The sequence below is a fragment of the Sphingomonas gilva genome, assembly GCF_003515075.1.
Taxonomy (GTDB): Bacteria; Pseudomonadota; Alphaproteobacteria; order Sphingomonadales; family Sphingomonadaceae; genus Sphingomonas; species Sphingomonas gilva.
In genome coordinates, this window is record NZ_QWLV01000008.1 from 45,037 (window position 1) to 57,490 (window position 12,454).

13 protein-coding genes are annotated in these 12,454 nt (G+C 67.6%); 6 read left to right on the forward strand and 7 right to left on the reverse strand.

Annotation, left to right across the window (positions count from 1 at the left end):
- Positions 1 to 125: 125 nt before the first annotated feature.
- Positions 126 to 992, reverse strand: a complete 867-nt coding sequence (locus D1610_RS14520) for a tyrosine recombinase XerC (RefSeq protein ID WP_118864920.1) — start codon at positions 990 to 992, stop codon at positions 126 to 128.
- 174 nt (positions 993 to 1,166) lie between these two features.
- Positions 1,167 to 1,820, reverse strand: a complete 654-nt coding sequence (fsa, locus tag D1610_RS14525) for a fructose-6-phosphate aldolase (protein WP_118864921.1) — start codon at positions 1,818 to 1,820, stop codon at positions 1,167 to 1,169.
- Positions 1,821 to 1,884: 64 nt separating this feature from the next.
- Here fsa and D1610_RS14530 point away from each other — a divergent pair, with 64 nt between their 5' ends.
- Complete coding sequence (locus D1610_RS14530) at positions 1,885 to 2,637, forward strand: DUF2490 domain-containing protein (RefSeq protein WP_118864922.1); 753 nt, start codon at positions 1,885 to 1,887, stop codon at positions 2,635 to 2,637.
- Here D1610_RS14530 and D1610_RS14535 read toward each other — a convergent pair.
- Complete coding sequence (locus D1610_RS14535) at positions 2,625 to 3,056, reverse strand: hypothetical protein (protein ID WP_245942275.1); 432 nt, start codon at positions 3,054 to 3,056, stop codon at positions 2,625 to 2,627. The genes D1610_RS14530 and D1610_RS14535 overlap by 13 nt on opposite strands.
- 82 nt (positions 3,057 to 3,138) lie before the next feature.
- Here D1610_RS14535 and D1610_RS14540 point away from each other — a divergent pair, with 82 nt between their 5' ends.
- A complete protein-coding gene (locus D1610_RS14540; RefSeq protein ID WP_118864923.1) occupies positions 3,139 to 5,307 on the forward strand; it encodes a primosomal protein N' in 2,169 nt (722 codons plus the stop codon).
- On the opposite strand, the gene ada is transcribed toward D1610_RS14540, so the two are convergent.
- The 4 genes from ada to D1610_RS14560 form a co-directional block, all read right to left on the reverse strand.
- On the reverse strand, positions 5,308 to 6,339 hold the full coding sequence (gene ada, locus D1610_RS14545) for a bifunctional DNA-binding transcriptional regulator/O6-methylguanine-DNA methyltransferase Ada (protein ID WP_118864924.1): 1,032 nt from the start codon (positions 6,337 to 6,339) through the stop codon (positions 5,308 to 5,310).
- Between the two features lie 62 nt (positions 6,340 to 6,401).
- The gene (locus D1610_RS14550) at positions 6,402 to 6,677 is read right to left on the reverse strand and encodes a Txe/YoeB family addiction module toxin (RefSeq protein ID WP_118864925.1); all 276 of its coding nucleotides are present in this window, start codon (positions 6,675 to 6,677) and stop codon (positions 6,402 to 6,404) included.
- Positions 6,674 to 6,928, reverse strand: coding sequence for a type II toxin-antitoxin system Phd/YefM family antitoxin (locus tag D1610_RS14555; RefSeq protein ID WP_118864926.1), 255 nt, complete (start codon positions 6,926 to 6,928; stop codon positions 6,674 to 6,676). The genes D1610_RS14550 and D1610_RS14555 overlap by 4 nt, the downstream gene beginning before the upstream one ends.
- Before the next feature lie 31 nt (positions 6,929 to 6,959).
- Positions 6,960 to 7,637: a dienelactone hydrolase family protein gene (locus D1610_RS14560; protein WP_118864927.1), complete on the reverse strand. Its 678-nt coding sequence runs from the start codon at positions 7,635 to 7,637 to the stop codon at positions 6,960 to 6,962.
- A 175-nt stretch (positions 7,638 to 7,812) separates the two neighbouring features.
- Here D1610_RS14560 and D1610_RS14565 point away from each other — a divergent pair, with 175 nt between their 5' ends.
- From D1610_RS14565 to atpD, 4 genes are all read left to right on the forward strand, one after another.
- Positions 7,813 to 8,367 (forward strand): F0F1 ATP synthase subunit delta, encoded by a 555-nt coding sequence (locus tag D1610_RS14565; protein WP_118865016.1) that lies wholly within the window; start codon positions 7,813 to 7,815, stop codon positions 8,365 to 8,367.
- A 10-nt stretch (positions 8,368 to 8,377) separates the two neighbouring features.
- Positions 8,378 to 9,907 (forward strand): F0F1 ATP synthase subunit alpha, encoded by a 1,530-nt coding sequence (gene atpA, locus D1610_RS14570; protein WP_118864928.1) that lies wholly within the window; start codon positions 8,378 to 8,380, stop codon positions 9,905 to 9,907.
- A 123-nt stretch (positions 9,908 to 10,030) separates the two neighbouring features.
- Positions 10,031 to 10,906, forward strand: a complete 876-nt coding sequence (locus D1610_RS14575; protein WP_118864929.1) for a F0F1 ATP synthase subunit gamma — start codon at positions 10,031 to 10,033, stop codon at positions 10,904 to 10,906.
- 25 nt (positions 10,907 to 10,931) lie between these two features.
- Positions 10,932 to 12,389, forward strand: a complete 1,458-nt coding sequence (gene atpD / locus D1610_RS14580) for a F0F1 ATP synthase subunit beta (RefSeq protein ID WP_118864930.1) — start codon at positions 10,932 to 10,934, stop codon at positions 12,387 to 12,389.
- Positions 12,390 to 12,454: the final 65 nt, after the last annotated feature.

Genomic DNA, 12,454 nt, shown 5'->3' on the forward strand with positions numbered 1-12,454 from the left:
CGTTCGTGCTGACCCATTGCCGTTCGTGCTGAGCCTGTCGAAGCACCGTCCTTCTGCCCCACGCTTGTAGAAGAAAGGCGGGGTTTCGAACTCAGCCCGAACGGGACAGGCAGCGCCAACTCGCCTCACGCCCGGGGATGGGCGTTGCGATAGACGTCCATCAGATGCGCCGCGTCGACCGCGGTATAGACCTGGGTGGAGCTGAGGCTGGCATGGCCCAGCAGTTCCTGCAGCGAACGCAGGTCCGCCCCGCGACCCAGCAGATGCGTCGCGAAGCTGTGGCGCAGCGCGTGCGGCGTGGTCCGTTCGGACAGGCCCATCATCCGCCGCGCCCCGCGGACCGATCGGCGGACGACGGCGGGCGACAGCGGCCCGCCCTTCGCCCCGCGAAACAGCGGCAGATCGCGCGCCACCCCCCAAGGGGTGAGACGGACATAGTCCTCGATCGCCGCGCGCACCTTGGGCAGCAGCGGGACGATCCGCGTCTTGTCGCGCTTGCCGGTGACGGCCAGCGTCTCGCCCAAAGGCAACACCGCGCCGGTCAGCCCCAGCGCCTCGCCGATGCGCAGGCCCGCGCCGTACAGCAACAGCAGCACCGCAACGTCGCGCGCCGCGATCCACGGCTCGTCATGGCCTTCGGCGACGGTGTCGGCGAGCGCCACCGCCTCGTCAGGGGAAACCGGGCGCGGCACGCCGCGCTTGACCCGCGGTCCGCGCATTCGCGGCGGCTCCACCCCGGCGAAGGTGAGGAACCCGCGCACTGCCGAAAGCTCGCGCGCGGCGGACGCGTTGCCGATCCCGTCGTTACGCCGCCAAGCCAGGAACGCGCGCAGATCGGCGCCCTCGATCCGCTTGAGATCGGGTTCGCCGCCCCAATGCTGGCGAAGAAATGAGACCAACCGCTCCGCCGTCGCCCGATAGGCCCGCACCGTGTGCGCCGACCGCCTGCGATCGCGCGAAAGGTGGGCGGCCCAGGCGGAGGGATCGGTCATGTCCGATTACTAGTCGGCCCGGTCGACGCGCACCACCCAACCCTTTCCGTCGCCCCTGCGAAGGCAGGGGCCCATCCGGGCGCGCCTCGAACATCGGCGATTGCGGAGGGCGCCGATAGGCCCCTGCTTTCGCAGGGGCGACGGGGGCGTGGGGCCCTCATCCGGATATCCCCGCTACCCGATCGTCTGGCCCGACTTCGCCCAATCAGCCAGGAAGCCCTCGATGCCCTTGTCGGTCAGCGGGTGCTTGAACAGCTGGCGGATCACGGCGGGCGGCGCGGTCATCACGTCGGCGCCGATCTTGGCCGATTCGAGGACGTGGATCGGATGGCGCACGCTCGCCACCAGGATCTCGGTCGCGAAGTCATAATTGTCGTAGATCAGGCGGATGTCGCTGATCAGCCCCATGCCGTCCAGCCCGACATCGTCGTGCCGGCCGACGAAGGGCGAGATGAAGGTCGCCCCCGCCTTGGCCGCGAGCAGCGCCTGATTGGCCGAGAAGCACAAGGTCACGTTCACCATCGTGCCGTCGTCCGTCAGCTTCTTGCAGGTCTTGAGGCCGTCGATCGTCAGCGGCACCTTGACCGCGACATTGTCGGCGATCTTCCTGAGGATCTCGGCCTCCTTCATCATCGTATCGTGATCGAGCGCGACCACCTCGGCCGAGACGGGGCCGTCGACGATGCCGCAAATCTCCTCGACCACTTCCAGGAACGCCCTGCCCGATTTGTGGATCAGCGACGGGTTGGTTGTCACGCCGTCGAGCAATCCCGTCGCCGCGAGCTCGCGGATGTCGGCGGTGTCCGCGGTATCGACGAAGAACTTCATACGAATAGGGCCTTTCACAAAAGTGTCGCCGAGATGACGCGGAAGTGTAGTCCATCCGACACATATGCTTCAGCGCGGCGATTCGGTGCCGCTCTATAGCCGCCGCACGGGCTTCGTGCAGCGTCAGGAAGGGATTTCCGTGCGCTCAGTCTATCTTGCCGCGCTGCTGTTGTGCACCCCCGCCGCGGCGTTCGCCCAGACCGACAGCGACAGCCAGGTCTGGCTGACGGCGAGCGCCTCGACCGAGATCGCCGACGGCGTCGAGCTGAGCCTGGAGACCGTGCTGCGCTTCGGCGACGATGCGGACGGGCTGTACGAGGGGGAATATGGCGGCGATCTGGGCTTTGCCGTCGGCGACGGCGTGGAGCTTTCCGCCGGCTATCTGCGCGTGCCGCAATATTCCCGCGCCGGCGTGACCGCGCTCGAGGATCGGGCGCGGCAGGCGATCAGCTTCGGCATGGGCGAGTTCGCCGGCGGCAAGCTTTCGGCGCGCGTTCGGCTGGAGGAGCGCTGGCGCAACACCGGCAGCGACACCGGCTTCCGCCTGCGCCCGCGCCTGTCCTGGAGCAGGCCGTTCACGCCCGAGGGCAAGACCGCGCTCGTCGTTAGTCACGAAAGCTATATCGAGCTGAACGACACCGATTGGGGCCAGTCGTCGGGCTATGAACGGATGCGCAATTTCGTCGGCGTGACGACCCCGCTGGTCGAGGGCGTCAAGGTCGAGGGCGGCTATCTCAACCAATGGGGGGTGAAGCGCGATGGCGACCCGGCATCGGTCGACCACGTCCTGACGCTGAGCCTCGCCTATTCGTTCTGAGCGGGCGCGACCAGCATCACCTTCGCCTGCTGCTTGGCGATCTTGGTCAGCTTCAGCGTATAGGCGCCCGGCGTCAGGTCGAAATCGACGATCTTGCGAATCGTGGTGCAGCTGGGCCCATGGCCATGCCCTGCCGAGGTCAGCGGCTTGCCGCCCTGCACCAGGTCGATCCAGCCCGCCTGATCGAGCGCGACGCGGTAGCGCCCGCCTTTGGCTATGGTGAAGTTCGCGCTGGCCTCGCCATTCGGCGCCGGCAGCAGGAACGCCCGGTCCATCGCCATGCCGGTGCCGGTGGTAGACCATCCCTTGAGCGGCGCGGGCAGATCGGCGTCGATCGCCGGGCACGTCGCTTGCGGCAGCGGGGCCGGTGCGGCCTGCAAGGGGGCGGCGAGCAGGACCAGGGGCAAAAGCGTCATCATCGCGAGAGCTTATACGCTTCAGCCGGCCGGCCGCGCCAGCCCGGATTGCGGTGGAGCGCATTCCGCCGTTAGGGACGTCGCCATGTCCCGCGCCCGTGTCCTCCTGCTCAACGCCGCGCTCGGTCCGCTCGACTATCGCGTGCCGCACGGCATGACGGTGGAGCCCGGATCGATCGTCGTCGCGCCGCTTGGGCCGCGCCAATTGATGGGCGCGGTGTGGGAGGCGGATCGGATGCCGTCCGACGCAGAGGTCGGCGACAACCGGCTGCGCAACCTGCTCGCGGTCGCCGACGTGCCGCCGCTGCGCGCGCCGCTCAGGCGGCTGATCGAGTGGACCGCGGACTATTACCTCGCCCCGCCGGCCGCGGTGCTGCGCATGGCGATGCCGTCGAGCTCGGCGCTGGAGGGCGCGCGCACCGTCACGGAATATCGCGCGACCGGGGTCGTGCCCGATCGGCTGACGCCGCAGCGCGCGCAGGCGCTGGAGCGGATCGCCGACCGGCAGGGGCTGGTTCGCGAGCTGGCGCTCGCCGCGGACGTGTCCGACGGGGTGATCCGCGGGCTGGTCAAGGTCGGCGCGATCGAGGCGGTCGAGGTCGATATCGACACCCCCTTCCCGCCGCCCGATCCCGATCATGCCCAGCCGGCGCTCGGCGCCGAGCAGCGGACGGCGGCGACGGCGATCACCGATGCGGTGGAGGCGCGCGCCTTCCAGCCCTTCCTGCTCGACGGCGTCACCGGATCGGGCAAGACCGAGGTCTATTTCGAGGGTGTGGCGCAGGCGCTGCGTCAGGGCAGGCAGACCTTGGTGCTGCTGCCCGAGATCGCGCTGACCGAGCCGTTCCTCAAGCGCTTCGCCGCGCGCTTCGGTACGGCGCCCGTCGCCTGGCATTCCGGGCTGCGCCAGTCGCAGCGCCGGCGCGCCTGGCGCGCCATCGCCGGCGGCGAGGGCAAGGTGGTGGTCGGCGCGCGCTCCGCCTTGTTCCTGCCCTATGCCGATCTCGGCCTGATCGTCGTCGACGAAGCGCACGAGACCAGCTTCAAGCAGGAGGAAGGCGTCCACTACCACGCCCGCGACGTGGCGGTGATGCGCGGCCGTTTCGAAGGCTGCCCGGTCGTCCTCGCCACCGCCACCCCTGCCATCGAAACACATCAGCAAGTGGAAGTCGGCCACTACACCCACCTCACCCTCCCCGGCCGCTGGGGGGCAGCCGAATTGCCGGCGATCGAGGCGATCGATCTGATCGCCGAGCCGCCCGAACGGGGGCGCTGGATTGCGCCCAGGCTAGTCAAGGCGATGGAGGAGGTGCTGGACCGCGGCGAGCAGTCGCTGCTGTTCCTCAACCGCCGCGGCTTCGCCCCGCTGACCCTGTGCCGCACGTGCGGGCACCGGTTCAAATGCCCCAATTGCACCGCCTGGATGGTCGAGCACCGGCTGGTCCGCCGGCTCGCCTGCCACCATTGCGGGCACATCGAGCCGCCGCCGCGCGCCTGTCCGGAATGCGGCCAGGAGGACAGCTTGGTCGCCTGCGGCCCGGGCGTCGAGCGCATTGCCGACGAGGTGACGGCGCTGTTTCCGGAGGCGCGAACCGCCATCGTCACCAGCGACACGATCTGGTCTCCGGCCAAGGCCGCCGAGTTCGTCGCGCGGATGGAGGCGGGGGCGATCGATATCGTCATCGGCACGCAGCTCGTCACCAAGGGCTATCACTTTCCCAACCTGACGCTGGTGGGGGTGATCGACGCCGATTTGGGGCTGGAGGGCGGCGACCTGCGTGCGGCGGAGCGGACCTTCCAGCAGATCATGCAGGTCGCCGGACGCGCCGGACGGGGCGAGAAGTCGGGGCATGTCTATATCCAGACGCACAGCCCCGACGCCCCCGTCATGCGCGCGCTGGCGACCGGGGACGCCGACAGCTTCATCGCCGCCGAGACCGCGGCGCGGCGCGACGCTGGGGCGCCGCCGTTCGGGCGCTATGCGGCGATCGTCGTGTCGTCCGAGGACCAAGCGGCGGCGCAGGAGACCGCCACGCTGATCGGCCGGACCGCGCCGGAGGTGGAGGGGATGCTGGTCTATGGCCCCGCCCCCGCCCCGCTCGCCATGCTGCGCGGCCGCCACCGCTTCCGCCTGCTGGTCCATGCGCGACGCGCGCTGGATGTGCAGGAGGTGATCCGCGGATGGCTGGGAGCGCTCGACTGGCCGGCGAAGGTGCGGGTAACGGTGGATGTCGATCCGTATAGTTTTCTCTAGCTAGTCGCCCTCCCGTTCCAGCAGCGTCCTTTTGCGTTCCAGGCCATAGGCATAGCCGCCCAGGCTTCCATCGCTTCTCAGCACGCGGTGGCAGGGGATGATGACGGGGACGTGGTTCGATCCGCACGCCGTGCCCGCGGCGCGGACGGCGGCGGGGTTGCCGGCGGCGGCGGCGACTTCGGCATAGGTGCGTGTTTCGCCGGGGGGGATGTCCTTCAATGCCTGCCAGACGGCTTCCTGGAAGGCGGTGCCCTGGACGTCCAAAGGCAGATCGCGGTCGCGGCCGGGGGTTTCGACTTCGGCGACGACGCGTGCCGCCAGGGCCGCGAGCGCCGTGCCGCCTTCGACGATCTCGGCTGCGGGGAAATATCTGGCGAGATCGAGGCCGTCTTCGTCGAACGACACGCGGCAGAGGCCCTTGTCCGTGGCGGCGACCAGCATCTTGCCGAGGCTGGTGTCGACCACCGTCCAGCGGATCGTCACCCCCGCGCCGCCCTTGCGCCAGGCGCTGGGGGTCATGCCGAGGCGCTTGGTGCCTTCGTAGAAGCGGCTGGGGCCGGAATAGCCGGCCGCGTAGATCGCCTCGGTCACGCTGCCCTCCTCATTGAGCGCCACGCCGGCGCGGCGGGCGCGGAGCTGGCGGGCATAGGCGGCAGGGGTGACCCCGGTGGCGCGCTTGAACAGCCGGTGGAAATGGTGCGGGGCATAACCGACGCGACCGGCGAGCTCGTCGAGCGAAATGCCCTCTTCCGCCGATTCGATCAGCGCCACCGCCTCCGCCACGGCGACACGGTCGCGCCCCACCTCATCGGGCTTGCAGCGCAGGCAGGCGCGATAGCCGGCGGCACGCGCCGCCGCGCCATCGATGAAGAACTCGACATTCTCGCGCAGGGGATGCCGCGCGGGGCAGCTGGGCTTGCAATAGATGCCGGTGGTCCTGACCGCGCCGACGAAGCGGCCGTCAAAATCGCGGTCCCGCCGATTGAAGGCGGCCCAGGCGATATCGGGATCGATGATGCTTTGCTGTGTCATGCCGCCGATTTAGCGCGGGGCCATCCGGAGAGCGTCCCGCGCCTTGCGATCAAAGCATCGCCTCAATGCCGGTCGTAGTGAAAGCGGCACTGGATGATCTCCAACTGCTGTCCCTCGCCCGTGCCGCCGATTCGATACACCAGACGGTGTTCGGACGTGATCCGTCGCGACCACCAGCCGCGAAGCTGGTTCTTCAACGGTTCGGGCTTGCCGGTCCCGGTGAATGGATGGCGCCGACACTCCTCGATCAAAGCGTTGACGCGCACCAGCAGTTTGCGATCCTCGGACTGCCAGCCGAGATAGTCTTCCCAGCCTTCGTCGGAAAAGCTGATCCTCACGAATCGATCAGGTCGTGCTCGACACCCTTGCCCGCATTCATCTGCGCAATCGACTTGCGCAGGCGCGCGGCATTGACCGGATTGGATAGGAGGTAATTCGTCTCCTCCAGCGCGTGCCAGTCCTCAAGCGATATCATGACGACCGGCTTGCCGTTCTGGCGAGATATCACGACCGGCGCATGATCGTCGATCACGCTGTCCATCACCGCTTTCAGATTAGCGCGCGCGTCGGAATAGGTAATGACATCCATAAATTTAACATGCACAGATATTAGTACAATGTCAACCGCTGTTCGCGCGGAACAGGGCCAGCGTGCGTTCGCGGGCGAGGTCGGCGCTGGGCTCGTGATAATCCTTGCGGCGATCCGAGTTGAAGCCGTGCCCGGCTTCGTAGACGAAGATTTCGGCATTGGCCGGCTGCCTGGCGATCAGCGCCTCCACCCCTTCCATCGGGATGCCGGAATCGAAGCGGCCGAAATGAGCGACGGTCGGCGCCCTGGGCTCCTCCTCCGAATTGGGGATGAGGCTGCCGTAATAGGCCGAAGCCGCCGCCACGCCGTCGATGCGGCAGGCCGCGAACCAGGTGACCGAGCCGCCATAGCAATAGCCGGTGACGAACACCGGGCCTTTGCCCTTGAGGACGTTCACGCATGTCTCGACATCCGCGAGGGACTGGTCGAACGGATGCAGCTTGCGGGCGAGTTCCACCGCGCGTTCGAAATCCGGGCCGGTATAGTCGGCCTCGAAGCCGGGATGCTCGCGGTCGAACAGGGCGGGGGCGAGCACTTCATAGCCCTCCGCGGCATATTCGTCGCACTGTTCGCGGATGTGGTCGGTGACGCCGAAGATCTCCTGGACCAGCACGAGGCCGCCGCGGCGCTCGCCCAAAGGCTGGACGTGATAGACGGCGATCTCGGCGCCGTCGGCCATCGTCATCTGCTTCATTGCGCCATTGGCCATGCTTTTTCTCCCGACTCGCTGAACGGGTTTGTAGCAGCCGCCCGATTTCCGGCCAGCCGCTTGCATCCCCCGCCCCCCTTTGCTAACCGCGCGGCGACCCATCGGGGGGCGCCTGTCGCGCACCCCCTTTTCGCATGGGGCGAGCTCCTTCTTGGACCATGAGGATAAGGATCGCGTGGAGACTTCCGGCGGCATTCAGGCGAGTTTAGCGGGGCGCTACGCGACCGCGCTGTTCGAACTCGCGTGCGAGGCGAAGACCATCGACGCGGTCGAATCGAGCCTGGCGAAGGTTCGCGCGGCGCTAGACGAATCGGATGCGTTCCGCACGCTCGCCACCAGCCCGATCCTGTCGCGCGGCGATGCCGCCAAGGGCGTGGCCGCCGCCGCCGATTCGATGAAGCTCGACGGCACCACGCGCAATTTCCTAGGCGTGCTGGCCGAGAACCGCCGGCTTTCGCAGCTGCCGCAGATCATCCGCGCCTATCGCACGCTCGCCGCGCAGCATCGCGGCGAGACGACCGCGGAGGTCTCCTCCGCCCATCCGCTGACCGACGATCAGGTGGCCGAGTTGAAGAAGCAGCTGCGCGCCCGCGTCGGCAGCGACGTCACCGTCGACCTGAAGGTCGATCCCTCGCTTCTTGGCGGCCTGGTCGTCCGGCTCGGCTCGCAGATGATCGATTCGTCGATCCGTACCCGTCTCAACACCCTCGCGCATGCGATGAAAGGCTAAGGCAGTTCCAATGGATATCCGCGCCGCAGAAATCTCCCGGGTCATCAAGGACCAGATCGCCAGCTTCGGCAACGAGGCCGAGGTCTCCGAGACCGGCCAGGTCTTGAGCGTCGGTGACGGCATTGCCCGCATCCACGGGCTGGACAAGGTCCAGGCCGGCGAGATGGTCGAGTTCTCGAACGGCGTGCAGGGCATGGCGCTGAACCTGGAGGCCGACAATGTCGGCGTCGTGATCTTCGGCTCCGACGCCGAGATCACCGAGGGCGACACGGTGAAGCGCACCGGCACCATCGTTGACGTGCCCGTCGGCAAGGGCCTGCTCGGCCGCGTGGTCGACGGCCTGGGCAACCCGATCGACGGCAAGGGCCCGATCGTCTCCGACCAGCGCAGCCGCGTCGAGGTGAAGGCGCCGGGCATCATCCCGCGCACCTCGGTCAACGAGCCGATGCAGACCGGCCTCAAGGCGATCGACGCGCTGGTGCCCGTCGGCCGCGGCCAGCGCGAGCTGATCATCGGCGACCGCCAGACCGGCAAGTCCGCCGTCGCGCTCGACACCTTCATCAACCAGAAGTCGGTCAACGCCGGCGACGACGAATCGAAAAAGCTCTACTGCGTCTATGTCGCGGTCGGCCAGAAGCGCTCGACCGTCGCCCAGCTGGTCCGCCAGCTCGAAGAAAACGGCGCGATGGAATATTCGATCGTGGTCGCGGCGACCGCGTCCGACCCGGCGCCGCTCCAGTTCCTCGCACCCTATACCGGCTGCGCGATGGGCGAGTATTTCCGCGACAACGGGATGCACGCGCTGATCGTCTATGACGATCTCTCCAAGCAGGCGGTCGCCTATCGCCAGATGTCGCTGCTGCTGCGCCGTCCGCCGGGCCGCGAGGCCTATCCCGGCGACGTGTTCTACCTCCACTCGCGCCTGCTCGAGCGCGCGGCGAAGATGAACAAGGACAACGGCAACGGTTCGCTGACCGCGCTACCGATCATCGAGACGCAGGCGGGCGACGTGTCCGCTTATATCCCGACCAACGTGATCTCGATCACCGACGGGCAGATCTTCCTGGAGACCGATCTGTTCTTCGCCGGCATCCGCCCGGCGATCAACGTCGGCCTGTCGGTGAGCCGCGTGGGCTCCGCCGCGCAGACCAAGGCGATGAAGAAGGTCGCCGGCTCGATCAAGCTGGAGCTCGCGCAGTATCGCGAGATGGCGGCGTTCGCGCAGTTCGGTTCGGACCTGGACGCATCGACGCAGAAGCTCTTGAACCGCGGCGCGCGGCTGACCGAGCTGCTCAAGCAGCCGCAGTTCAACCCAATGCCGTTTGAGGAGCAGACGGTGTCGATCTTCGCCGGCACGCAGGGCTTCCTCGATGCGATCCCGGTCGACGCGGTGGTGCGCTACGAAAGCGCGATGCTGACCGAGATGCGCGGCAGCCACGCCGACATCCTGACCGACATCCGCGACAAGCGCGACCTGTCCGACGAGACCAAGGGCAAGCTGAAGAACGCGCTCGAGGCGTTCGGCAAGACGTTCGCGTAACCAGGTTCCCTCTCCCCTTCAGGGGAGAGGGCTAGGGAGAGGGGCAGTGCGAAGCGCTCGCCGACAGGCCCCTCTCCCCGACCCTCTCCCCTGAAGGGGAGAGGGAGAAGAAGGAACAAAGCGTTGGCCTCTCTCAAGGCGCTGAAAATCCGGATCGGGTCGGTCAAGTCGACCCAGAAGATCACCAAGGCGATGAAGATGGTCGCCGCGGCGAAGCTGCGCCGTGCGCAGGAGGCGGCCGTCCAGGGCCGCCCCTATGCCGAGCGGCTGGAAAAGGTGATGGCCTCGCTCGCGTCCAAGGTGGTGCTGAGCGAATCCAGCCCCAAGCTGCTCGCCGGCACGGGCAAGGACCAGGTGCATCTGATCGTCGTCGCGACCTCCGAGCGGGGCCTGGCCGGCGCGTTCAACACCAATATCGTCCGTGCCGCGCGCAAGAAGGCGGCCGAGCTGGAGAAGGCGGGCAAGACCGTGCGCTTCTACATCGCCGGCAAGAAGGGCCGCGCGGTGATCAAGCGCTTCCACGCCCAGCAGATCGCCGCCGATCACGAGATGGGCCACATCAAGTACGTGACGTTCTCGGATGCGCAGGCGCTCGCGCAGGATATCATCGCGCGCTTCGAGTCGGGCGAGTTCGACGTGGCGCACCTGTTCTACGCCAAGTTCCAGTCGGCGCTGGTGCAGATCCCGACCGGCCAGCAGATCATCCCCGTGCCGATGCCCGAGGGCGGTGCGGCGCAGGGTTCGGCCGCGGTCGAGTACGAGCCCGACGAGGAATCGATCCTGGCCGACCTGCTGCCGCGCAACGTGGCGGTGCAGATCTTCCGCGCGCTCCTTGAGAACGCCGCATCCGAGCAGGGCAGCCGCATGAACGCGATGGACAATGCGACGCGCAACGCCGGCGACATGATCAACCGCCTCAGCATCCAGTACAACCGCTCCCGCCAGGCCGCGATCACGACCGAGCTGGTGGAGATCATCTCGGGCGCGGAAGCGCTCTAAGTTTCGACACGCAAGGAAAGACGCAATGGCAACCGCCGCAGTTCAGACCACCAACAATGTGGGCCGCATCAGCCAGGTCATCGGCGCGGTCGTCGACGTCGCGTTCGACGAGCGCCTGCCGGCGATCCTTTCGGCGCTGGAGACCGACAATAACGGCAACCGGCTGGTGCTGGAGGTCGCGCAGCATCTGGGCGAGGGCGTCGTCCGCACCATCGCGATGGATTCGACCGAGGGCCTGACCCGCGGCCAGAGCGTGACCGACACCGGATCGCAGATCCGCGTGCCCGTCGGCCCCGAGACGCTGGGCCGCATCATGAACGTGATCGGCGAGCCGATCGACGAGCGCGGGCCGGTCAACACCAGCGCCACCGCGCCGATCCACGCTTCCGCGCCGCTGTTCGTCGACCAGTCGACCGAAAGCTCGATCCTCGTCACCGGCATCAAGGTGATCGACCTGCTCGCACCCTACGCCAAGGGCGGCAAGATCGGCCTGTTCGGCGGCGCCGGCGTCGGCAAGACCGTGCTGATCCAGGAGCTGATCAACAACATCGCCAAGGGCCATGGCGGCACGTCGGTGTTCGCCGGGGTCGGCGAGCGCACCCGCGAGGGCAACGACCTGTATCACGAGTTCCTCGACGCGGGCGTCATCGCCAAGGATGCCGACGGCAACGCGACCAGCGAAGGTTCGAAGGTGGCGCTGGTGTTCGGCCAGATGAACGAGCCGCCGGGCGCGCGCGCGCGCGTCGCGCTCTCGGGCCTGACCATCGCGGAATATTTCCGCGACCAGGAAGGCCAGGACGTGCTGTTCTTCGTCGACAACATCTTCCGCTTCACCCAGGCGGGCGCCGAGGTGTCCGCGCTCTTGGGCCGCATTCCTTCGGCGGTGGGCTATCAGCCGACGCTCTCCACCGACATGGGCGCGCTGCAGGAGCGGATCACCTCGACCAACAAGGGCTCGATCACGTCGGTGCAGGCGGTGTACGTCCCCGCGGACGACCTGACCGACCCGGCGCCGGCGACCTCGTTCGCCCACCTGGACGCCACCACCGTGCTGTCGCGCGCGATCTCGGAGCTGGGCATCTATCCGGCGGTCGATCCGCTCGATTCGACCAGCCGCGTGCTGCAGCCCGCGGTGGTCGGCCAGGAGCATTACGAGACCGCGCGCGCGGTGCAGTCGGTGCTGCAGCGCTACAAGGGCCTGCAGGACATCATCGCCATCCTGGGCATGGACGAGCTTTCCGAAGAGGATAAGCTGACCGTCCAGCGCGCGCGCAAGATCCAGCGCTTCCTGTCGCAGCCGTTCCACGTCGCCGAGGTGTTCACCGGCATTCCGGGCAAGTTCGTCCAGATCGAGGACACGGTGAAGAGCTTCAAGGCGGTGGTCGAGGGCGAATACGACCACCTGCCCGAGGCCGCCTTCTACATGGTCGGCGGCATCGAAGAGGCCGTCGCCAAGGCGCAGAAGATGGCGGCCGAGGCCTAATCAATTGTTCCCTCTCCCCTTCAGGGGAGAGGGTTAGGGAGAGGGGCATGTCCGGACACTTGCCC

Bases quoted from the DNA above. Each gene is read 5' to 3' on its own strand.
- fsa (WP_118864921.1), bottom strand. From the start codon at position 1,820: ATGAAGTTCTTCGTCGATACCGCGGACACCGCCGACATCCGCGAGCTC.
- atpA (WP_118864928.1), top strand. From the start codon at position 8,378: ATGGATATCCGCGCCGCAGAAATCTCCCGGGTCATCAAGGACCAGATC.
- D1610_RS14540 (WP_118864923.1), top strand. From the start codon at position 3,139: ATGTCCCGCGCCCGTGTCCTCCTGCTCAACGCCGCGCTCGGTCCGCTC.
- ada (WP_118864924.1), bottom strand. From the start codon at position 6,339: ATGACACAGCAAAGCATCATCGATCCCGATATCGCCTGGGCCGCCTTC.
- D1610_RS14560 (WP_118864927.1), bottom strand. From the start codon at position 7,637: ATGGCCAATGGCGCAATGAAGCAGATGACGATGGCCGACGGCGCCGAG.
- atpD (WP_118864930.1), top strand. From the start codon at position 10,932: ATGGCAACCGCCGCAGTTCAGACCACCAACAATGTGGGCCGCATCAGC.
- D1610_RS14555 (WP_118864926.1), bottom strand. From the start codon at position 6,928: ATGGATGTCATTACCTATTCCGACGCGCGCGCTAATCTGAAAGCGGTG.
- D1610_RS14520 (WP_118864920.1), bottom strand. From the start codon at position 992: ATGACCGATCCCTCCGCCTGGGCCGCCCACCTTTCGCGCGATCGCAGG.
- D1610_RS14535 (WP_245942275.1), bottom strand. From the start codon at position 3,056: ATGATGACGCTTTTGCCCCTGGTCCTGCTCGCCGCCCCCTTGCAGGCC.
- D1610_RS14530 (WP_118864922.1), top strand. From the start codon at position 1,885: ATGCTTCAGCGCGGCGATTCGGTGCCGCTCTATAGCCGCCGCACGGGC.